The 21033-nt window shown below is 70.1% G+C and carries 13 protein-coding genes; 11 read left to right on the top strand and 2 right to left on the bottom strand.

The genetic code is table 11. The features are described 5' to 3' along the window. Positions 1-36: 36 nt before the first annotated feature. Genes BU28_RS0102990 through BU28_RS0102965 form a run of 5 tightly spaced genes read left to right on the top strand, consistent with a single transcriptional unit; the run spans position 37 to position 7353 of the window. On the top strand, positions 37-1098 hold the full coding sequence (locus tag BU28_RS0102990) for an L-idonate 5-dehydrogenase (RefSeq protein WP_028718127.1): 1062 nt from the start codon (positions 37-39) through the stop codon (positions 1096-1098). Beyond that, a complete protein-coding gene (gene uxuA / locus BU28_RS0102985; protein ID WP_028718126.1) occupies positions 1095-2309 on the top strand; it encodes a mannonate dehydratase in 1215 nt (404 codons plus the stop codon). The genes BU28_RS0102990 and uxuA overlap by 4 nt, the downstream gene beginning before the upstream one ends. Then, positions 2306-3688, top strand: a complete 1383-nt coding sequence (locus BU28_RS0102980) for a mannitol dehydrogenase family protein (protein WP_028718125.1) — start codon at positions 2306-2308, stop codon at positions 3686-3688. Before uxuA ends, BU28_RS0102980 begins: the two co-directional genes overlap by 4 nt. After that, positions 3685-5781: an alcohol dehydrogenase catalytic domain-containing protein gene (locus tag BU28_RS26000; RefSeq protein WP_198944916.1), complete on the top strand. Its 2097-nt coding sequence runs from the start codon at positions 3685-3687 to the stop codon at positions 5779-5781. The genes BU28_RS0102980 and BU28_RS26000 overlap by 4 nt, the downstream gene beginning before the upstream one ends. Before the next feature lie 15 nt (positions 5782-5796). After that, the gene (locus BU28_RS0102965) at positions 5797-7353 is read left to right on the top strand and encodes a UxaA family hydrolase (protein WP_036761820.1); all 1557 of its coding nucleotides are present in this window, start codon (positions 5797-5799) and stop codon (positions 7351-7353) included. A gap of 50 nt (positions 7354-7403) precedes the next feature. Here the strand turns inward: BU28_RS0102965 and BU28_RS0102960 are convergent, their stop codons facing one another. After that, complete coding sequence (locus BU28_RS0102960) at positions 7404-8381, bottom strand: LacI family DNA-binding transcriptional regulator (RefSeq protein ID WP_028718123.1); 978 nt, start codon at positions 8379-8381, stop codon at positions 7404-7406. A gap of 174 nt (positions 8382-8555) precedes the next feature. Between BU28_RS0102960 and ptsP the strand changes: the two genes are divergently transcribed. The 3 genes from ptsP to BU28_RS0102945 all read left to right on the top strand — a co-directional run bounded on the left by ptsP (position 8556) and on the right by BU28_RS0102945 (position 13836). After that, positions 8556-11087: a phosphoenolpyruvate--protein phosphotransferase gene (gene ptsP / locus BU28_RS0102955; protein WP_028718122.1), complete on the top strand. Its 2532-nt coding sequence runs from the start codon at positions 8556-8558 to the stop codon at positions 11085-11087. Next, the gene (gene pfkB, locus BU28_RS0102950) at positions 11084-12034 is read left to right on the top strand and encodes a 1-phosphofructokinase (RefSeq protein ID WP_028718121.1); all 951 of its coding nucleotides are present in this window, start codon (positions 11084-11086) and stop codon (positions 12032-12034) included. The genes ptsP and pfkB overlap by 4 nt, the downstream gene beginning before the upstream one ends. Before the next feature lie 74 nt (positions 12035-12108). Continuing rightward, positions 12109-13836, top strand: a complete 1728-nt coding sequence (locus BU28_RS0102945) for a fructose-specific PTS transporter subunit EIIC (RefSeq protein ID WP_028718120.1) — start codon at positions 12109-12111, stop codon at positions 13834-13836. 249 nt (positions 13837-14085) lie between these two features. Here the strand turns inward: BU28_RS0102945 and BU28_RS0102940 are convergent, their stop codons facing one another. Next, positions 14086-15453, bottom strand: coding sequence for a dicarboxylate/amino acid:cation symporter (locus BU28_RS0102940; protein ID WP_028718119.1), 1368 nt, complete (start codon positions 15451-15453; stop codon positions 14086-14088). 236 nt (positions 15454-15689) lie between these two features. On the opposite strand from BU28_RS0102940, the gene BU28_RS0102935 reads away from it, so the two are divergent. The 3 genes from BU28_RS0102935 (at position 15690) to BU28_RS0102925 (ending at position 21025) form a co-directional block, all read left to right on the top strand. Continuing rightward, the gene (locus BU28_RS0102935) at positions 15690-17321 is read left to right on the top strand and encodes a sensor histidine kinase (RefSeq protein WP_036761819.1); all 1632 of its coding nucleotides are present in this window, start codon (positions 15690-15692) and stop codon (positions 17319-17321) included. Further along, positions 17318-18655, top strand: coding sequence for a sigma-54-dependent transcriptional regulator (locus BU28_RS0102930; protein WP_028718117.1), 1338 nt, complete (start codon positions 17318-17320; stop codon positions 18653-18655). The genes BU28_RS0102935 and BU28_RS0102930 overlap by 4 nt, the downstream gene beginning before the upstream one ends. A gap of 69 nt (positions 18656-18724) precedes the next feature. After that, a complete protein-coding gene (locus tag BU28_RS0102925) occupies positions 18725-21025 on the top strand; it encodes a Tex family protein (RefSeq protein WP_028718116.1) in 2301 nt (766 codons plus the stop codon). Positions 21026-21033: the final 8 nt, after the last annotated feature.

The following is a 21033-nucleotide window of genomic DNA, read 5'->3' as shown; positions in this document are numbered from 1 at the left end:
GCATGGGTATTTGGGCAACAAGGAAGGCTTTGGGCTATGCGCACGCGTGTGGCGCGTCTTTACGGCGCGCGGGACCTGAGGGTCGAGGAACAGGAGGTTGGCCGCCCCGGCCCGGGCGAGGTGCTGCTGGCGATGGCGGCGGGCGGGATCTGCGGATCGGACCTGCACTATTACCAGGACGGCGGCTTTGGTCCGGTCCGGGTGCGCGAGCCGATCATTTCAGGGCACGAGGCCTCGGGGCATGTGGTCGAGGCGGGTGCAGGGGTGGATCTGGCGCCAGGTACGCTGGTCGCGATCAGCCCGTCCCAGCCCTGCGGGAACTGCGACTATTGCCAAAAGGGCCTGCCGATCCATTGCCTGGACATGCATTTCATCGGCTCGGCCATGCGGCTGCCGCATGAACAGGGTATGTTCCGCGACCTGTTCGTGGTGCCGGCCCGGCAGGTCCATGCCTTTCCGGAGGGGGTAAGCGCCGCAGAGGCGGCCTGCGCCGAGCCGCTGGCGGTCTGCCTGCATGCCGTCGCGCAGGCCACCGAACTGCGGCCCGATCTGTCGGCATTGCGGGTCATGGTGACGGGGGCTGGACCCATCGGCCTGCTGGTGCTGGCCGCGCTGCGCCATGCCGGGGCGCGGGACGTGATCGTCACCGACCTGACCGATGCCGCGCTGGAACGCGCCCGTGCGATGGGGGCAGGGACCACGATCAACGTCGCCCGCGATGCCGCCGCGCTGGAGCCCTTGCAGGACGGCAAGGGGCAGGTCGATCTGATCTTTGACTGCTCGGCCGCGGGGCCCGCGCTGCGCACCGCCTTTGCCGCGATCCGGCCGCGCGGGCTGATCGTGCAGGTGGGTGTGACGGGCGATGTGACCATTCCGCTGAACGCGCTGGTCGGCAAGGAAATCACCTGGCGCGGCTCGCAACGGTTCCACCAGGAATTCGCCGAGGCCGTCCGCCTGATCGGCAGCCGTGCCATCGACGTGCGCCCGATCATCAGCCACAGCCTGCCGCTGGACCGCGCGCGCGAGGCCTTCGACCTGGCCGGCGACCGCAGCATCGCCTGCAAGGTGCAACTGACATTCGCAGGAGAAGACGCATGAGACACACCTGGCGCTGGTTCGGTCCGGTGGACAAGGTAAGCGTGCAGGACGCGGTGCAGGCCGGGGTGCAGGGCATCGTCACCGCCCTGCATCATGTGCCCACCGGCGCCGCCTGGACGGCCGAGGGCATCCGCCAGCGCCAGGACGAGGTGCGCGCCGGCGGGCTGGAATGGGAGGTGGTCGAAAGCATCCCCGTCAGCGAGGAGATCAAGACCCAGACCGGCGACTGGCGCGCCCATGTCGCCAATTGGCAGGAATCGTTGCGCCGGCTGTCGGACTGCGGCATCCGCACGGTCTGCTACAACTTCATGCCGGTGCTGGACTGGACCCGCACCGACCTGCGCTGGCCGACGCGCCAGGGCGCGCGGGCGATGCGGTTCGACCTGCCGGACTTCGTGGCCTTCGACATCCATATCCTGAAGCGCCCGGGCGCCGCCGAGGATTACCCCGAGGCTTTGGCCGCCGAGGCCGCGCGGCGTTTCGCCGACATGCCCGACAGTCGCATCGCCGAGCTTGGCCGCAACATCGGCGCGGGCCTGCCCGGCTCGGCCGACGGCTATACGCTGGACCAGCTGCTGGAGAAGCTGCGCAGCTATCAGGGCATCGACGCGAACCGGCTGCGCGGCCATCTGGTCGATTTCCTGGAACAGGTGGCGCCGGTGGCCGAGGAGGCGGGAATCAACATCTGCGCCCATCCCGACGACCCGCCGTGGCCGCTGCTGGGGCTGCCGCGCATCCTGTCCACCCGCGACGACTATGCCCATATGCTGGGGCAGGTCGATCTGCGGGCGAACGGGGTGACGCTGTGCTCGGGCTCGCTGGGGGCGCGGGGCGACAACGACCTGCCGGCGATGGCGCAGGAATTCGGACCGCGCATCCATTTCGTCCACCTGCGCAATGTCACGCGCGAGGCCGCGACGACGCCCTGTTCCTTCTATGAGGACGAGCATCTTGAGGGCGGTACCGACATGGTCGAACTGGTCGCCGCGCTTCTGGCCGAGGAGCGCCGCCGCAAGGCCGAAGGCCGCGCCGATCACCAGATCCCCATGCGTCCCGACCACGGGCAGGAAATCCTGGACGATCTGGCGCGGGGGGCGCAGCCGGGCTATCCGGCCATCGGGCGGCTCAAGGGCCTGGCGGAACTGCGCGGCATCGAACGCGCGCTGGGCCACCCCCGGCTGGGGGCCGCGGAGTTGGAGACGCAGGCATGAGGCTGTCGCAGGCGGATTGGCGCGGCTTTGACCGCGCGGCGCTGCGGCCGGGCATCCTGCACCTGGGCCTGGGTGCGTTTCACCGCGCGCATCAGGCGGTCCTGACCCAGGCCGCCGTCGAGGCCGAGCCTGGCCCCTGGGGCATCGTCGCGGTGAACCTGCGCTCGGCCCAGGTGGTGCGGGATCTGGCGGCGCAGGACGGGCTGTTTTCCGTTGTCACGCGGGGGGCGAATGGCGACAGCGCGCTGGTCGTGGGCGTGACCCGCGGCTGGCTGTGCGCGGCCGAAGCGTCCGATGCGGTGCTGGCGCATCTGGCCGACCCGGACATCCGGGTGGTCACGCTGACCGTGACGGAAAAGGCCTATGGCATCGACCCGGCGACGGGGGGGCTGGACCGGACCCACCCCTCGGTCGCGGCCGACCTCGCCCGGCCGGATCGCCCGACCGGTCCGCTGGGCTTCCTCGTCCAGGGCTTGCGGCGGCGGCGCGAGGCCGGCGTCGCGCCATTCACGGTGCTGTGCTGCGACAACCTGCCGGCGAACGGGCGCGTGCTGCGCCGGCTGGTTCTGGAACTGGCCGAGGCGCTGGACCCGGACCTTGCGCTGTGGATCGGCGCGAACGTGGCCTTTCCCAGCAGCATGGTCGACCGCATCGTGCCCGCCGCGACCGACGAAACCCGCGCCCGCGCGAGCGCCCTGATCGGGGCCGAGGATGTCCTGGCGGTCGAGACCGAGCCCTTTATCCAATGGGTGATCGAGGACCGCTTTCCGCAGGGCCGTCCTGCCTGGGACCGCGCCGGCGCGGTCATGGTCCAGGATGTCGAGCCCTACGAGAAGATGAAGCTGCGGCTGCTGAACGGCTCGCACACGCTGATCGCGCATCTGGGCATCCTGCACGGGCTGGATTACGTGCGGGACGTGATGGCGGTGCCCGAACTGGCGGCGCAGGTTCACGATCACATGAAGGCGGCGGCGGCGACGCTGGACCCGGTTCCCGGCATCGACCTTGATGCCTATATGGATCAGCTGATCGCCCGCTTTGCCAACCCGGCCATTGCCCATCGCACGATCCAGATCGCCATGGATTCGACCCAGAAGCTGCCCCAGCGCATCCTTGCCCCCGCCGTTCAGGCGCTGCCCCAAGGCGCTGACGCCTTTGCCCATGCGGTCGGCGTCTGGATCGCGGCGCTGGCGCATCGCGGACAGGCCGACGATCCGCGCGCGGCGGAACTGATGGCGGCGGTCGCGGCGATGCCCCAGGAGGATCCGTCGGCGCCCTTCTTCGCGCTGCCCGGGCTGTTTCCCGCGCCGCTGGTCGAAAGCCGGGCGTGGCGCGACCGGGTGAACGCGGCCATTCATGGTTTTCGAGGTCGGACATGATCCTGCAATTCGGCACCAGCCGCTTTCTGCAAGCCCATGTCGACCTGTTCCTGCACGAGGCGCGCGAGGCCGGGCAGGACGTGCCGCCGGTCACCGTGGTCCAGACCTCGGGCTCGGTCGAGAGGGCGGGCCGGGTGCGCGCCTTTGGGGCGGCCGAAGGCTATCCGGTCGTCATCCGCGGGCTCGAGGACGGCGCCCCGGTCGAACGCCGGGTGCAGGTCAAAAGCGTGACACGCGGCCTGTCGGTCGCTGCGGACTGGCCCGAGATCGTGCGGCTGTTCGTGCACGAGGTGCAGTTCGTCGTCTCGAACACCGGCGATGCGGGCTATGCGCTGGACCCGTCGGACACGGGGCTGGACGCGGCGGCGCCGGCGCGCAGCTTTCCGGCCAAGCTGGCCCAGCTTCTGCACGCCCGCTATGTCGGCAGCGGCGAGGCCCTGACCATCCTGCCCTGCGAGCTGGTGCAGGGGAACGGCCCGATCCTGCGCGGGCTGGTGCGGGACTGCGCGAAGGGCACCGCGCCGGGTTTCCTGGACTGGCTGGACGCGCGGGTGGTGTTTGCCAACACGCTGGTCGACCGCATCGTGTCCGAACCCATCGAGCCGGTGGGCGCGGTGGCCGAGCCCTATGCGTTGTGGGCCATCGAACGGGCGCCGGGGCTGGAACTGCCCTGCACCCATCCCGCCATCGTGCTGGCCGACAGCATCGAGCTGCACGAGCGGCTGAAGCTGCACATCCTGAACCTGGGCCACAGCTGGCTGGCGCAGGTCTGGCAGGATGAACACCGCCCGGCGGACGAGACCGTGCGCGAGATCCTGGCCGATCCCGGTGTGCGCGCGCGGCTGGATGCGCTTTACGAGGGTGAGGTGATCCCCGGCTTTGCCGCGAAGCGCATGGGCGCCGAGGCGCGCGATTATGTCGAAACCACCCTGGCGCGGTTCCTGAACCCCTATCTGGACCACCGCATCGCCGACATTGCCGGCAACCACGCGCTGAAGGTGCAGCGCCGTATGGCGGCCTTTCTGGACTGGACCGGCCAGCCCGCGCCGATGCTGTCGGCCATCATCGAAAAGGAACGCCGCATGAAGGCGCTGATCTGCAACGAACCGGGCAGCCTGTCGCTGATCGAACGGCCCGACCCCGCGCGGGGGGACGATGAGGTGCTGGTCCGCATCCGTCATGTCGGCATCTGCGGCACCGATTTTCACATCTTTGGTGGCAAGCATCCGTTCCTGGACTATCCCCGCGTCATGGGGCACGAGCTTTCGGGGACGGTCGAGGAGGCGCCCGAGGGTTCGGCGCTGAAAGCCGGCGACCCGGTCTATATCGTGCCTTACCTGTCCTGTGGCACCTGCCAGGCCTGCCGCAAGGGGCTGACCAACGCCTGCCGCAATATCAGGGTGCTTGGCGTTCATACGGACGGGGGCATGGCGGAACGGCTCTCGGTTTCCGTGCAGAACGTGATCCCGACGGGCGGCATCGCGCTTGAGGATGCCGCGATGATCGAGTTCCTGGCCATCGGCGCGCATGGCGTCAAACGTGGCGCCATCACCGACCGCGACCGGGTGCTGGTCACGGGCGCCGGCCCCATCGGCATGTCGGCGATCATCTTTGCCAAGGCGCGCGGCGCGCATGTCACGGTCATGGACATGCGCCGCGACCGGCTGGACTTTGCCACCGACCGGCTGGGCGCGGATGCGGGCCTGGTGGCGGGCGAGGGCGCCGGGGCCGAGATCGCCCGCATGACCGGGGGCGACGGGTTCGACGTGGTGATCGACGCGACCGGCCTGCCCGGGCCGATCGAGCAGGGCTTCGGCTTTCTGGCCCATGGCGCGCGCTATGTGCTGCTGTCGGTCGTGCCGCAAAGCATCACCTTTGCGGACCCCGAGTTCCACAAGCGCGAGGCGACGCTGATCGCCAGCCGCAACGCCCAGCCCGACGATTTCGCCGAGGTGGTGGCCCAGATGCGGGCCGGCCGCGTGCCGACGCGGGCGCTGAACACCCATCGCGGCCCGCTGGGCGATGCCGTGCACCTGTTCCAGACCTGGTCGCGCCCCGAGGCGGGCGTGATCAAGGCCATTCTTGATCTTTAGAAAGGAAGCGCAGCCATGTCCGAGACCACAGCCGCGCCCGCCACCACCGCCCCCCGCATCATCCGCCTGCGGCCGCAGGACGATGTGGTGATCGCCACCCGTCCCATCCCCGCCGGCACCCTGCTGGAGGAGGAAGGGATCACCACGCTGACCGACATTCCGCCCGGCCACAAGATCGCGACCCGCGCGATCGCCCAGGGCCAGCCGGTCCGGCGCTATAACCAGATCATCGGCCTTGCCTCGCAGGACATCGCGCCGGGCGACCATATCCATGTCCAGAACCTCGCCATGACCGACGTGCAGATGGACCATGCCATCGGCGCTGATGCCCATCCGACGCCCCGGGTGGAGCAGCCGGCGACGTTCATGGGCTATCGCCGGCCGGACGGGCGGGCGGCGACGCGGAACTATATCGGCATCATCTCATCGGTGAACTGCTCGGCCCGGGTGGTGCGCGCCATCGCCGACCATTTCCGCCGCGACATCCGGCCGGAGTCGCTGGCCGATTTCCCGAACGTGGACGGGGTCGTCGCGCTGACCCACGGGATCGGCTGCGCGGTGGACAGCAAAAGCGAATCCATGCGCATCGTGCGCCGCACCCTGTCGGGCTTTGCCACCCATCCGAACTTTGCCGCCGTGCTGTTCATCGGCTTGGGCTGCGAGACGAACCAGATCGCCGACATCATGCAGTCGCGCGGCCTGACCGAGGGCGCCAAGTTGAAGGCCTTCACCATCCAGGACCAGGGCGGCACGCAAAAGACCATCCAGCACGGCATCGCGCAGATCACCGCCATGCTGCCCGAGGCCAATGCCGTGGCGCGCGAGCCGATCCCGGTCAGCGAACTGGTCGTGGGGCTGCAATGCGGCGGCTCGGACGGCTATTCGGGGATCACCGCGAACCCGGCGCTGGGCCATGCGGTCGATATCCTGGTCAGCCATGGCGGCACGGCGATCCTGTCCGAGACGCCCGAGATCTATGGGGCGGAACACCTGCTGACGCGGCGCGCCGAGACGCGCGAGGTGGGCGAGAAGCTGATCGCCCGCATCGACTGGTGGAAGGAGCACACCGCCCGCAACGGCGCCGAAATGAACAACAACCCCTCGGCCGGAAACAAGGCGGGCGGGCTGACGACGATCCTGGAAAAATCCCTGGGCGCTGTCGCCAAGGCCGGCACCACCAACCTGCGCGGCGTCTATGAATATGCGGAGCCGGTGACGGAACACGGCATGGTCTTCATGGACAGCCCCGGCTATGACCCGGTCTCGGCCACGGGGCAGGTGGCGTCGGGGGCGAACCTGATCTGTTTCACCACCGGGCGCGGATCGGCCTTTGGCTGCGTGCCGGCGCCGTCGCTGAAATTCTCGACCAACACCGCAACCTGGCTGCGCCAGGAAGAGGACATGGACCTGAACTGCGGCAGCATCATCGACGGCGGCGCCACCATCGAGGGGTTGGGCGAGGTCATCTTCCAGATGATGATCGACTGCGCCTCGGGCAAGCCGTCCAAGAGCGAGCAGCACGGCTATGGCCAGGACGAATTCGTGCCCTGGCAGATCGGCGTCGTGACCTGATTGCCGGCCTTGGCATTCGGGTATTTGAAAAACGGTGAAAGGCCCTGGCGTCAGGCCGGCGCGGTCGAGCCGCGGGCGATCAACTCGCCCGACAGGACGACGGTGCGAAAGGGCTGGTCGGGGCGGGCGATGCGCGATTGCAGCATCACCATCGCCTCGCGCCCGAAGGCGTCGACGGGCTGGCGGATGACGGTGATGCCCGGGTCGACCAGCGAGGTCCAGGGTTCGTCGTCGAAGCCTGCGATGGCCAGATCGCGGGGGACACTGATCCCGAGGTCTCGGCACAGGCGCAGGGCCGCGCCGACGAACAGCCCGTTCGACAGGACCAGCGCATCGGGGCGTTCGGCGGCGATCAGGTCGGCCAGCGCCTTGCGCCCGGCCTCGGGGCTGGGGGCGGCGGTGGCGACGATGGGTTGCAGCCCGTGGTCCTGCATCCGGGCGCGAAACCCGTCGCGGCGTTCAAGCCCGGTGGCCGAGGTCGCGCCGAAGAGCCCCGCGATCCGCCGCCGGCCGGTCGCGACCAGATGGTCGACCAGCTGTCCGGTGGCGCCGATATTGTCCAGCACCACCGCATCGCGCCGTCCCCCGGCCAGCGCCCGGTCGACCAGGACCACGGGCACCTGAAACCCGGCGAGCGCCTTGGGTCCCAGGGCCCGCGTGGGCGCCAGGATCAGGCCGGCCACGCGTTCCTCGGCCATCAGGTCCAGATACATCGCCTCGCGCGCGGGGTCTTCGTCGGTGTTGCACAGAAAGACCCGCATCCCGGCGCGATAGGCTTCGTCCTCGACCGCGCGGGACAGCTGGGTGAAGAAGGGGTTGCGGATGTCGGCGACGACCAGACCCACGGTCATCGACTGCTGCGAGCGCAGCTGGCGCGCGGCCAGGTTCGGGCGATAGCCGGTGGCGGCCACCGCCGCCTCGACCTTGCGGCGCACCTCGGGGCTGACGGGCCCCTTGCCCAGGGCGCGCGACACCGTCGAGGGCGCCACCCCCGCGGCCCGGGCCACATCCTTGATCCCAACAGTCATTTTAGTGGAAACGTTGCTAGTCCTACCTGCGTGGAACCATTGCCCATCCCTGCGCTTATTGCAAGAAGTTTGGGCGAGTGCCGACATGATCGGCGCGTTTTTCGGCAAAATTTAGTGGAAACGTTTCCACTTTTCGGTTACGAATCGTCAACCTTAGGAGATTGGGAGGAACCAGTGTCCCTGATTCAGGAAGCGGGCCTTTTGCCCCGCGAACTTGTGCGCCTGGATGCCCGCGTCGCGGACAAGGCCGATGCGATTGCCCAGGCTGCCGCGCTGCTGGTGGCCGATGGCTGCGTCAAGCCCGGCTTCGGCGCCAGCATGGAGCGGCGCGAGGCCGCCTCGAACACCTATCTGGGCAAGGGGATCGCCATCCCCCATGGCATGGTCGAGGATCGCGACCTGATCCTGCGCGACGGCATCGCGGTCCTGCAGGTGCGGGACGGCGTCGAATGGAACGCAGGCCAGCGCGCGACGCTGATCGTGGCCATCGCCGCACGGTCGGACGCGCATATCGGCATCCTGCGCCGCCTGACGCGGCTGTTGCAGGACGATGCGCGGATCGCGGACCTTACTTCGACCGACGACGCGGGCCTGGTGGTCGCCGCCCTGTCGGGGGCCGAGGCCACGGCCCCGGCGGCCGAGCCGCAGGGCGATTTCGCCCAGGGCTTCGAGTGGACCTGCGATTACCCCAGCGGCCTGCACGCACGCCCCGCCACCGAATGGGCCGAGACGGCGCGCCGCTTTGCCGCCCGCATCCGGGTGCGCAACGGCGACGAGGCGGCGGATGCCCGCAACATGATCTCGCTGCTGCAGCTGGGGCTGAAGCCGGGCGACACCGTCACGGTTTCCGCCGAGGGCGCGGACGCGGCGGATGCGCTGTCGACCTTGCGCATCGTCATCACCGGCCTCAGCGCGCGCGAGAAAGCCGATGCGCAGAAGGCCGAGGAAAAGCGCCGCGCGACCGCGCAGGCCGGCGGCTGGACCGCGCCCGAGGGCGCCGATGTGGTCGAGGGGGTTGCCGCCTCGCCCGGGCTGGCCATCGGCCGGCTGCATCATCTTGAGGCGGGGCCCGTGCAGGTCCCGGACGAACCCATTGCGCTGGCGCCGGCCGCCGACCGGCTGCACGAGGCGCTGGCCCGCGCCCGCGAGCAGCTTGGTGCCCTGGCCGACGATACCGCCCGCCGCCTGGGCGAGGCCGACAGCGCCATCTTTCTGGCGCAGGCGGAATTGCTGAACGACCCGCAGCTGGTGACGCTGGCCTCGCAGAAGCTGGTCGAGGGGCATGGGCTTGCCTGGTCCTGGCACCAGGCGGTGCAGGAAACCGCGCAGGCGCTGCTGAAGGTCGGGAATCCGGTGCTGGCGGGGCGGGCGGTGGACCTGCGCGACGTGGGCAGCCGCGTGCTGGCCCTGATCGACCCGAGCCTGGCGAAACCCGCCCCGGCCGAGGTGCCGCAGGACGCGATCCTGGTGGCCGACGACCTGACGCCCACCGACACCGCCACGATGGACGCCGAGCGGGTCGCCGGGCTGGTGACGGCGCAGGGCGGGCCGACCTCGCACACGGCGATCCTGGCGCGCACGCTTGGCCTGCCCGCCGTGGTGGGGGCGGGTGCGGCGCTGTCGCGGCTGACCTCGGGTGCGCCTGCGATCATCGATGGCAGCGGTGGCCGGCTTTACCTGAACCCGTCCGAGGCGGACCTGGCCTCGGCCAGGGCCTGGATCGCGGAGGAGGAGGCCAAGCGCGCCCGTGCGGCCGAGGCCCGCGCGCTGCCCGCCCGTACCCGCGACGGGCACGAGGTCCAGATCGGCGCCAACATCAACCTGGCCGAGCAGGCGGCCTTCGCCATCGAGCAGGGCGCCGAGGGCGTCGGCCTGATGCGCACCGAGTTCCTGTTCCTCGAGCGCGGCGACAGCCCGACCGAGGAAGACCAGTATCGCGCCTATTCCGACATGGCGCGCGCCATGGGCGACCGCCCCCTGGTCATCCGCGCGCTGGACATCGGCGGGGACAAGCAAGTCAGCTATCTGGACCTCCCGCGCGAGGAGAACCCCTTCCTGGGCGTCCGGGGCGCGCGGCTGCTGCTGCGCCGGCCCGAGTTGCTGGTGCCGCAGGTGCGCGCGCTTTACTGCGCGGCCAGGGACGGCGCGCAGATTTCGGTCATGTTCCCGATGATCACCTCGGTCGCGGAACTGCTGGCGCTGCGCGAGACCTGCGACCGCATCCGGGCCGAGCTTGAGGCCCCGGCGATCCCCCTGGGGATCATGATCGAGGTGCCTTCGGCGGCGCTGCTGGCCGACCAGCTGGCGCAGCACGCCGACTTCTTCTCGATCGGGACCAACGACCTGACGCAATACGCGCTGGCGATCGACCGCCAGAACCCGGTGCTGGCGCCCGAAGCCGACAGCCTGCACCCGGCGGTGCTGAAGCTGATCGACCTGACGGTCAGGGGCGCCCATGCCCATGGCCGCTGGGTCGGCGTCTGCGGCGGCATCGCAGGCGACGCCTTTGGCGCCGCGTTGCTGGCGGGGCTGGGGGTGGACGAGCTGTCGATGACCCCGCGCGACATTCCGGCGGTCAAGGAGCGCATCCGCCAGTCGGACCTGTCGGACCTGCAGGGACTGGCGCAGCAGGCGCTGGCCGCGCGCGATGCCGTCGCGGTCCGGGCGCTGGCCCTTCCCCCCGTGCGCGAGGAGGATGCGGCATGATGATCCGCACCGTCGCGCTGAACCCCGCCATCGACCAGACCGTGATGGTCCCCCGGCTTGAGCCGGGCGAGGTCATCCGCGCCAGCGCCACCCGGCAGGACCCGGGCGGCAAGGCGGTCAACGTCGCCTCGTGCCTGGCCGACTGGGGCGTCAAGGTCGTGGTCACGGGCCTGCTGGGCCGGGACAATGCCGCAAGCTTCGAGCAGCTTTTCGCCGCCAAGGGCATCGCCGACCGGATGATCCGGGTGGCGGGCTCGACCCGGACCAACATCAAGATCCTGGAAGACGGCGGGCGCACCACCGACGTGAACCTGCCCGGCTTTGCCGCGCGGCCCGAGGATACCAAGGCCGTGTTCAACCAGTTGGACACCGTGGCGACCGGAGACCTGGTCGTCGTCTCGGGCAGCCAGCCCCGGGGCCTTGCGCCCGACACCACGGCGCGGCTGGTCGCGGATCTGGCGGGGCGGGGCGCGCGGGTGGTGCTGGACGTCTCGGGCGAGCCGCTGGCGCAGGCGCTTGCCGGTGCGGTCATGCCCCATGCCGTCAAGCCCAACCGGCACGAGCTTGAGGCGCTGGTCGGCCGCAGCCTGGCCGAGCCCACAGCCTTGCTGGCCGCGGCGCGGGACCTGCTGGACCGGGGCATCGCGCTGGTCACTGTTTCAATGGGGGCCGAAGGCGCGCTGTTCGTCACCCGCGCGGGGGCGCTGGTCGCCCGGCCGGCCGAGGTTGCGACCGGCAGTTCCGTCGGCGCGGGCGACGCGATGGTCGCGGGCCTGACGGCGGGGCTTGCCGAGGGGCTGGCCTTGCCCGACCTGGCGCGCCAGGCCACCGCATTCGCCGGGGCCAAGCTGCGCAACCCGGGCGCCCACCTGCCGCCGCAGGCCGAGGTGCGCGCCCTGGCCGCCCGGATCGCGACCGCGCCCGCCGCCGAATACGCGGCCGGCTGAAGAACACGGGCCCGCGCCAGTCCGCGGGCCGGGGGATCGTCGAGGCGCCCGGCGCGCCGGACAGGAGGAATGACATGCAAAAGATCATCGCCATCGTCGGCGGGGGCGAACGCGCCACCCATGCCGTGCTGGCACGCGAGGCCCTGAAGAAGGCGGCGCGGGCGCAGGGGACCGAGATCCTGGTCGAACTGCGGACCTCGGACGGGGTGCAGGACCCGCTGGATCCCGCCGCCGTCCAGCGCGCCGACCGGCTGCTGCTGGTGGGTGATGTGGCAGAGGACGCGGTGCCCGGCGGGTTGCCCCAGGTACGGGCCAGCATCGCCGAGGTGCTTGAGGATGCGGCCGCGGTGCTGGCCCGCGGCGCCGGCGCGACGGCGGCGGCCCCGGCGGCGGCGGCGGCCGGGCCGCTGAAGATCGTGGCGATCACCTCGTGCCCCACGGGCATCGCGCATACCTTCATGGCCGCCGAAGGCCTGCAAGAGGGCGCCAAGGCCCTGGGCCACCAGATCCGGGTCGAGACCCAGGGCTCGGTCGGCTCGCAGGATGCGCTGACCCCGGACGAGATCGCGGCGGCCGACCTGGTCATCATCGCCGCCGACCGGCAGGTGGAACTGTCGCGCTTTGCGGGCAAGAGGGTGTTCAATTCGCCCACCAAGCCCGCCATCAACGACGGTGCGGCGCTGATCCGCAAGGCCCAGGCCGAGGCGCGGGTCCAGGGCGGCACGGCCGGCCCGGCCGAGGAAAGCGCCCCCGCCCACAAGACCGGCGTCTACAAGCACCTGATGACCGGCGTCAGCTTCATGCTGCCCTTCGTGGTCGCGGGCGGGCTGCTGATCGCGCTGGCCTTCGCCCTGGGCGGGATCTACGTCTATGAGGACCAGTATGCCGGGACGCTGGGCTATACCCTGTTCCAGATCGGCGCCAAGGGGGCCTTTACCCTGATGGTACCGGCGTTGGCCGGCTATATCGCCTATTCCATCGCCGACCGGCCCGGCATCGCGCCCGGCATGACCGGGGGCGTCATCGCCGGCACCATCGGCGCGGGCTTTCTGGGCGGCATCCTGGCGGGCTTCATCGCGGGCTATGGCGTGCTGGCGCTGACCCGGATCATCAAGCTGCCGCGCACGCTGCAGGGGCTGATGCCGGTGCTGATCCTGCCGCTGCTGGGCACCGCGCTGACCGGCCTTCTGATGTTCTACGTCGTGGGCGCGCCCACCGCCCGGGTGCTGGCGGCGCTGACCGCCTGGCTGCAGGACATGCAGGGCAGTTCGGCGGCGATCCTGGGTCTGATCCTGGGCGGCATGATGGCCGTCGACATGGGCGGGCCGATCAACAAGGCGGCCTATGTCTTTGGCACCACGCTGATCGCCTCGAACGTGACCGAGCCTATGGCTGCGGTGATGTGCGCGGGCATGACGCCGCCCCTGGCGCTGGCCATCGCGAGCCGGCTGTTCCCCGCCCGCTTCACCGTCGAGGAGCGCGAGGCCGGCAACGCCGCCTTTGTCCTGGGCCTGGCCTTCGTCACCGAGGGCGCGATCCCCTTTGCCGCGCGCGATCCCCTTCGGGTTATTCCGTCGCTGATCGCGGGCTCGGCCGTGGCGGGCGCGGTCTGCATGGTCCTTGGCGTGCAACTCAAGGTGCCGCATGGCGGGATCTTCGTCCTGCCGATCCCCAATGCGGTGGTGAACCTGCCGGGCTTCTTCATCGCCATGGTGATCGGGACGGCCGTGTCGGTCGCGGCGCTGGCCGTGCTCAAGCGCCGGATCGAGGCGCCGGCAGCGGGCGTTCCGCAGCCCGCCTGAGCCGACCTGCCCGTCATGAGTATCGCCGCCCCTGGGACCGTCCCGGGGGCGGCTTTTTCTTGGCATCGGGGACGCCTGCGGTCGCCGTTGGCGGGGTATTTGGAGAACGGAGAAAGCGGCAGGCCGCGTGTCCTGCGTCCCGGGTGGGCGCGGGGCTTTGGAGGCTGTGCCATGAAAAGGCCGCGGCCCTTGGGGGTCGCGGCCTGATGTCGGGCGGCGGGGAGGAGCCGCCCGGACGACGCCGGGGCGTCAGTCGGCGCTGGCTTCGCCCAGGCGCAGGCCGGCGGGGGCGGGCTCCAGCGTGGTGACGGGGCGGACGGTGCCGGTCGCCTCGCCGTTCAGGGCGCGGTCCAGCTGCTCTCGGTCCAGCGCGCCGTGCCAGCGGCTGACGACGATGGTGGCGACCGCGTTGCCGATGAAGTTCGTCAGCGAGCGGCATTCCGACATGAAGCGGTCCACGCCCAGGATCAGCGCCATGCCGGCGACCGGGACGGTGGGAACGACCGACAGCGTCGCCGCCAGCGTGATGAAGCCCGCCCCGGTGACGCCCGCCGCGCCCTTGGAGGACAGCATGGCGACCAGCAGCAGCAGCACCTGCTGTTGCAGCGACAGGTCGGTGTTCGTTGCCTGGGCGATGAACAGTGCCGCCAGCGTCATGTAGATGTTGGTGCCGTCCAGGTTGAAGCTGTAGCCGGTCGGCACGACCAGGCCCACGACCGAGCGCTTGCAGCCGGCCTTCTCCATCTTCTCGATCAGCGAGGGCAGGGCGGATTCCGAGGATGAGGTGCCCAGCACCAGCAGCAGCTCTGCCTTGAGATAGGCGATCAGCTTGAAGATCGAGAACCCGTTGAGCATGCAGACGGTGCCCAGGATCACGACGACGAACAGCGCCGAGGTCAGGTAGAAGGTGCCGACCAGCGTGGCCAGGTTCACCACCGAGGCGATGCCGTACTTGCCGATGGTGAAGGCGAAGGCCCCGAAGGCGCCGATGGGCGCGGCCTTCATCAGGATGTCGACCATGCGGAAGACGACATGGCTGATCGCCTCGAACAGCGCGAGAACGGGCTTGCCCTTGTCGCCGATCAGGATCAGGCCGACGCCGAACAGGATGGCGACGAACAGGACCTGCAGGATGTTGCCCTCGACGAAGGCCGAGGTGATCGTGGACGGAATGATGTCCATGACGAAACCGATCAGCGAGGTCTCATGCGCCTTTTCGGTGTAGGTCGCGACCTTGCTGGCATCCAGGCTGGCCGGGTCGATGTTCATGCCCGAGCCAGGGTGGACGACGTTTGCGACGACCAGTCCGACGATCAGCGCCAGCGTCGAGAAGGTCAGGAAATAGGCAAAGGCCTTGCCCACGACCGAGCCCACGCCCTTGAGCGTGCCCATGCCCGCAAGGCCAGTGACGATGGTCAGGAAGATGACCGGGGCGATGATCATCTTGACCAGCTTGATGAAGGCGTCGCCCAGGGGCTTCAGCGCCTCGCCGGTCTGGGGATAGAGATGCCCGATCAGCGCGCCGGCCACGATGGCGACCAGCACCTGAAAGTAGAGATGGCGATAGAATGGACGGGATGCGTGCGCAGACGGCTGCGCCGACGTGTCGATATGCATGGAAGGCCTCCTCCGACCTCTGGTGTCAATTCCGTGACCGCCATGTTACGGCGTGGGCAGGTGCGGACCAAAAACCGGGCGCATAGCAGCAATGCGCTGTTTTCATGGGAAAAGCGGGGGCTACAGGGCACAGAATTGTGTGGTTTTCCGCACAGGCCCGGTCTGCTAGTGTGACATTCCACACAGGGGGCTGGGGCGACGCGGTGCAGCGCGGGGGCAGGAGCGAATCGCGACGGATGGGGGCCTGGCTGGCGCTGGCGACCTTGCTGTCGCTTGCGCTGCTGGCGGGGGTCTTTGCCCTGGCGCGCCGCAATGCCCTGGCCGACATGGCCCAGTCCCGCCAGGGCGAACTGCAGACCCGCGTTCAGGCGCTGGAAAGCGTGCTGTCGCGCCAGCGCGCCGTCGCCACGGTGCTGGCGGACGATGCGCTGGTGCGGACCGCCCTGGAACAGCCCATCGGTCCCTACCGGGACCGCGTCTCGGCCAAGCTGGACCGGCTGCGGGATGAAACCGACAGCGCCGTGATCTATCTGCTGGACCGCGCGGGCATCGCCATTGCCGCCTCGAACTGGGACGAGGCGCAAAGCTTTGTCGGCCAGGACTACAGCTTTCGCGACTATTTCAGCCAGGCGCTGCGCCAGGGCCAGGCGACGCAGTTCGCCCTGGGCACGGTCAGCAACCGTCCGGGCCTTTATCTGTCCCATGATGTCGTCTCGGGCGACCGCGACCTGGGCGTGGTCGTGGTCAAGGTCGAGTTCGACGCGCTCGAGGCCAACTGGGCGGCGGGCCCGGGCCTGACGTTGGTCCTGGACGCCCATGGGCAGATCATCCTGTCCGGTCGGCCGGCCCTGCGCTTTTCCCGCCCGGTGCCCGATCCGCGGACCGTGTCCAGCAGCGCGCCGGTTCCCGGGACCGACTGGACCATGACCATCGCCGAGCCCGTCGCGCCGGCGAATTTCGCGGCGGCGCTGGCTGCGGGCACGGCGGGCTTTGGGCTGATGCTGCTTTATGCGGGGGCGGGGCTTGCGCTGCGGGCGCGCCTGCGGGTGCGGGCCCGGGCCGAGGCCGAGCGCCGCTATCGCGCCGATCTGGAGCGCGCGGTGCAGGACCGCACCCGCGCGCTGATGGACGAGGCGCGCGAACGCCGCGCTGCCGAAATGCGGCTGGACCGGCTGCAGGCCGAGATGGTGCAGGCCAACAAGCTGGCCGCCCTGGGCCAGATCACCGCCGGCGTCGCGCATGAGGTGAACCAGCCCCTGGCGGCGATCCGGCTGATGGCGGAAAACGGCGCGGCGCTGTTGCCCCGCGACGCGGCGCCCGAGGTGGCGGGGAACCTGTCCAGCATCCTGCGCATGACCGACCGGATCGCCCGCATCACCGACCAGCTGCGCGGCTTTGCCCGCAAGGCCACCGGGCAGGTCGGGCCGGTCAGCCTGAAGGAGGCGGTCGATGCCGCGCTGCTGTTGACCGCCAGCCGCCGCACGGCCCAGCGCATTGCCCTGGACTTGCCTGCCATCGACCCCGGATTGCGCGTCATGGCCGAGACCGTGCGGCTGGAACAGATCCTGGTCAACCTGCTGCAAAACGCGCAGGAGGCGCTGGCCGACACGCCCGACCCCCGCATCGCCCTGTCGGTCGAACCGGGACCGAACAGCGTGCGCATCACCCTGTCCGACAACGGCCCCGGCATCGCGCCCGAGGCGCGGGCGCAGCTGTTCACGCCCTTTGCCACCTCGAAACCCAAGGGCCTGGGCCTGGGACTGGTCATCTCGCAGGAGATCGCGCGGGACTTCGGCGGCAGCCTGCGGGCGGGGCCGGCGACGGGCCAGGGCGCGAGCTTTGTTCTGGAATTGCCGAGGGCCGCATGACCGACACCCCCCGCCTTGTCCGCCTGGTCGATGACGACGAGGATCTGCGTCTGGCCCAGGTCCAGACCCTTCGGATCGCGGGTTTCGCGGTCGAGCCCTTTGCCAGCGCCGCCGAGGCGCTGGAGGGGATGACCGCCGACTATCCCGGCGTGGTGCTGAGCGATGTGCGCATGCCGGGGATGGACGGGCTGGAGCTGTTCGACCGGCTGCACGGCATCGATCCCGAACTGCCGGTGATCCTGCTGACCGGGCATGCGGACGTGCCGATGGCCGTCTCGGCGTTGAAGCAGGGGACCTATGACTTCCTGTCCAAGCCCATCGGCGCGGACGCCCTGCTGGCGGCCGTCGGCCGGGCCTGTCAGTCGCGCGCCCTGGTCATGGAAAACCGCGCGCTGCGGCGGCAGGCCCGGGACGAGGCCGCGCAAGACAGCCCGCTGATCGGGCAAAGCGCGGTCATGGCCCATCTGCGCGACAGCATCGACCGGCTGGCCCAGGCCGGGGGCGATCTGTGGCTGACAGGGCCGGGGGGCTCGGGCAAGACGACGGTGGCGCGGCTGATCCACCGTCAAAGCCCGCGCCGCGCCCGCGCCTTCGTCCATGTGCCCTGCGCCACGCTCGACGAGGCGCGGTTCGAGGCCGAGTTCCTGGGCACCGAGGCGCAGGGCCGCGCGCCGCGCAGTGCCGGGCTGCTGGAAAAGGCGCATCGCGGCACGCTTTATCTGGACGAGATCGACAGCCTGAACCCGGCGCTTCAGGCCCGCATCCTGGCGGTGATCGAGGCGGGCGAACTCTGGCCCGCAGGGGCGGCCGCGCCCCGCGCGCTGGATCTGCGGGTCATCGCCTCGACCCGCGACGACCCGGAACGGCTGGTGCGCGACGGGCGGCTGCGGGGCGATCTTTACTATCGCCTGTCCGGTGTGGTGCTGGCCCTGCCGCCCCTGGTCGAGCGGCGCGAGGATATTCCCGAACTGTTCCGCCATTTCCTGCTGGACGCCTGCCGGCGGCTGGACCTGCCGGCCCAGCCCGTGACGCCGCTGGTCAAGGCGCGGCTGGCCGGGCACGACTGGCCGGGCAACCTGCGCGAGTTGCGCCAGTTCGCAGAAAGCCATGCGCTGGGGCTGTCGCCCTTTGACGGCGCAGACGAGGCCGCGCCCGAACGGGGCCTGGCCGATCTGGTCGCGGAATACGAGGCCGGCCTGATCCGCGAGGCGCTGCGCCTGTCCGGCGGCCATGCCGGGCGCGCGATGGAACGGCTGCGCCTGCCGCGCAAGACCTTCTATGACAAGCTGACGCGCCACGGCATCAAGCCCGCCGAGTTCCGCGACGACGGCTGACGCGGTCGGGCTTGGCGTGGGCCCTTGCCCGCGCTAAACCGGATCTCCCCGAGGCAAGGAGCTTTCCGAATGGACGCCAACGACCGCATCGCCCGCACCATCGCCAGCGAGATCGGCGCCTCGGCCGCCCAGGTCACGGCGGCCGCGGCGCTGCTGGACGGGGGCGCGACCGTGCCCTTTGTCGCGCGCTATCGCAAGGAGGTGACGGGCGGCCTGGACGACACGCAGCTGCGCAGCCTGGCGGACCGTCTGTCCTATCTGCGCGACCTGGAATCGCGCCGCGCGGCAATCCTGGAATCCATCAAGGCGCAGGACAAGCTGACGCCCGAACTTGCCCGCGCCGTCGCGGGGGCGGAAACCAAGGCGGCGCTGGAGGACATCTATCTGCCCTTCAAGCCCAAGCGCCGCACCAAGGCGATGATCGCGCGCGAAAACGGGCTGGAGCCCCTGCTGCGGGCGATCCAGGAAAACTGCGCCGCCCAGCCCGAGACCCTGGCCGCCGGCTATCTGTCCGAGGCGGTGCCGGATGTTAAGGCCGCGCTGGATGGTGCCCGCGACATCCTGGTCGAGGAGCTTTCCGAGAACGCCGCCCTGCTGGGCCGGCTGCGCGACTTCATGCAGGCCCAGGCGGTGATCCGCGCCAAGGTTGTGCCGGGCAAGGAACAGGCCGGGGCCAAGTTCAGCGACTATTTCGACCACGCCGAGCCTTGGGCGAAAATTCCCGCGCACCGGGCGCTGGCGATCCTGCGCGGCGCCAAGGAGGAGGTGCTGACCGTCGAGATCGCGCCGCCGCCCGAAACCGGCGCCGCCCGGGCCGAGGGCATCGTCGCCGCCGCCCTGGGCAGGCTGGGCGAGGGGCCGGGCGATGCCTGGCTGCGCAAGGTGGCGGGCTGGTGCTGGCGTGTGCGCCTGTCGAACACGATGTATATCGACCTGATGACCGCGCTGCGCAGCCGCGCCCATGCCGAAGCGATCCGCGTCTTTGGCCGCAACCTCAAGGACCTGCTGCTGGCTTCGCCCGCCGGGCCGCGCCCGACCATCGGGCTGGACCCGGGCATCCGCACCGGGGTCAAGCTGGCGGCTGTGGATGCGACCGGCAAGCTGCTTGAAACGACGACGCTTTATCCCTTTCCGCCGAAATCCGACCTGCGCGGGGCCGAGGCAGCCTTGGCCGCGGTGATCCTCCGCCACAAGATCGAACTGATCGCCATCGGCAACGGCACCGCCAGCCGGGAAACCGAGCGCATGGTGGCCGATGTCCTGAAACGCCTGCCGCAGGGCGTCAAGGCGCCTGTCAAGGTGATCGTCAGCGAGGCGGGGGCCTCGGTCTATTCCGCCTCGGAACTGGCGGCGCGGGAATTCCCCGACCTGGACGTCAGCTTGCGCGGGGCGGTGTCCATCGCCCGGCGCCTGCAGGATCCGCTGGCCGAGCTGGTCAAGGTGCCGCCCGAATCGATCGGGGTCGGCCAATACCAGCACGACGTGGACCAGCGGCAACTGGCCAGGACGCTGGAAGCGGTTGTCGAGGATGCGGTGAACGCGGTGGGCGTGGACCTGAACACCGCCTCGGCCCCGCTGCTTGCGCATGTGGCGGGGCTGGGGCCGTCCCTGGCGCAGAACATCGTGGCCCATCGCGACGCGCAGGGGGCCTTCCCCTCGCGCGCAGCGCTGAAGAAGGTGGCGGGCCTTGGTCCCCGTGCCTTCGAGCAATGTGCGGGCTTTCTGCGCATCCAGGGCGGCAAGGAGCCGCTCGATGCCTCGGCAGTCCACCCCGAGGCGTATGGCGTCGCCCGCAAGATCGTGGCCGCCTGCGGGCGCGACATCCGCCAGATCATGGGCAACGGGGCCGCGTTGAAGGGCATCCGGCCCGAGGCTTTCGTGGACGAGTCGTTCGGCCTGCCCACCATCCGCGACATCCTGGCGGAACTGGAAAAGCCGGGCCGCGACCCGCGCCCAAGCTTTGCCACCGCGACCTTCGCCGAAGGGGTCGAGGACATCAAGGATCTGCGCCCCGGCATGGCGCTGGAAGGGACCGTCACCAATGTCGCGGCCTTCGGCGCCTTCGTGGACATCGGCGTGCATCAGGATGGGCTGGTCCATATCAGCCAACTGGCAGACCGTTTCGTGAAGGACCCGAACGAGGTCGTGAAGGTCGGAGATGTGGTCAAGGTCCGTGTGACCGAGGTCGACGTGGCGCGCAAGCGCATCGGCCTGACCATGCGCAAGGATGGCGGCGCGAGCGCCCGGGATGCGCAGGCCGAGCGTGGTCCCAAGGCGGCGCCGGCGCGGGGGCCGAAGTCGGCGGGGCCGGCAGGCGATCACCCTGGCGCGCTGGGGGCTGCGCTGATGAATGCGTTGCGCAAAGGATAGGGGGCTCT

It is taken from the genome of Paracoccus yeei ATCC BAA-599, assembly GCF_000622145.1.
Taxonomy (GTDB): domain Bacteria; phylum Pseudomonadota; class Alphaproteobacteria; order Rhodobacterales; family Rhodobacteraceae; genus Paracoccus; species Paracoccus yeei.
The sequence above is the reverse complement of the archived record's forward strand: the minus strand, read 5'-3'. Positions and strand labels throughout refer to the sequence as shown.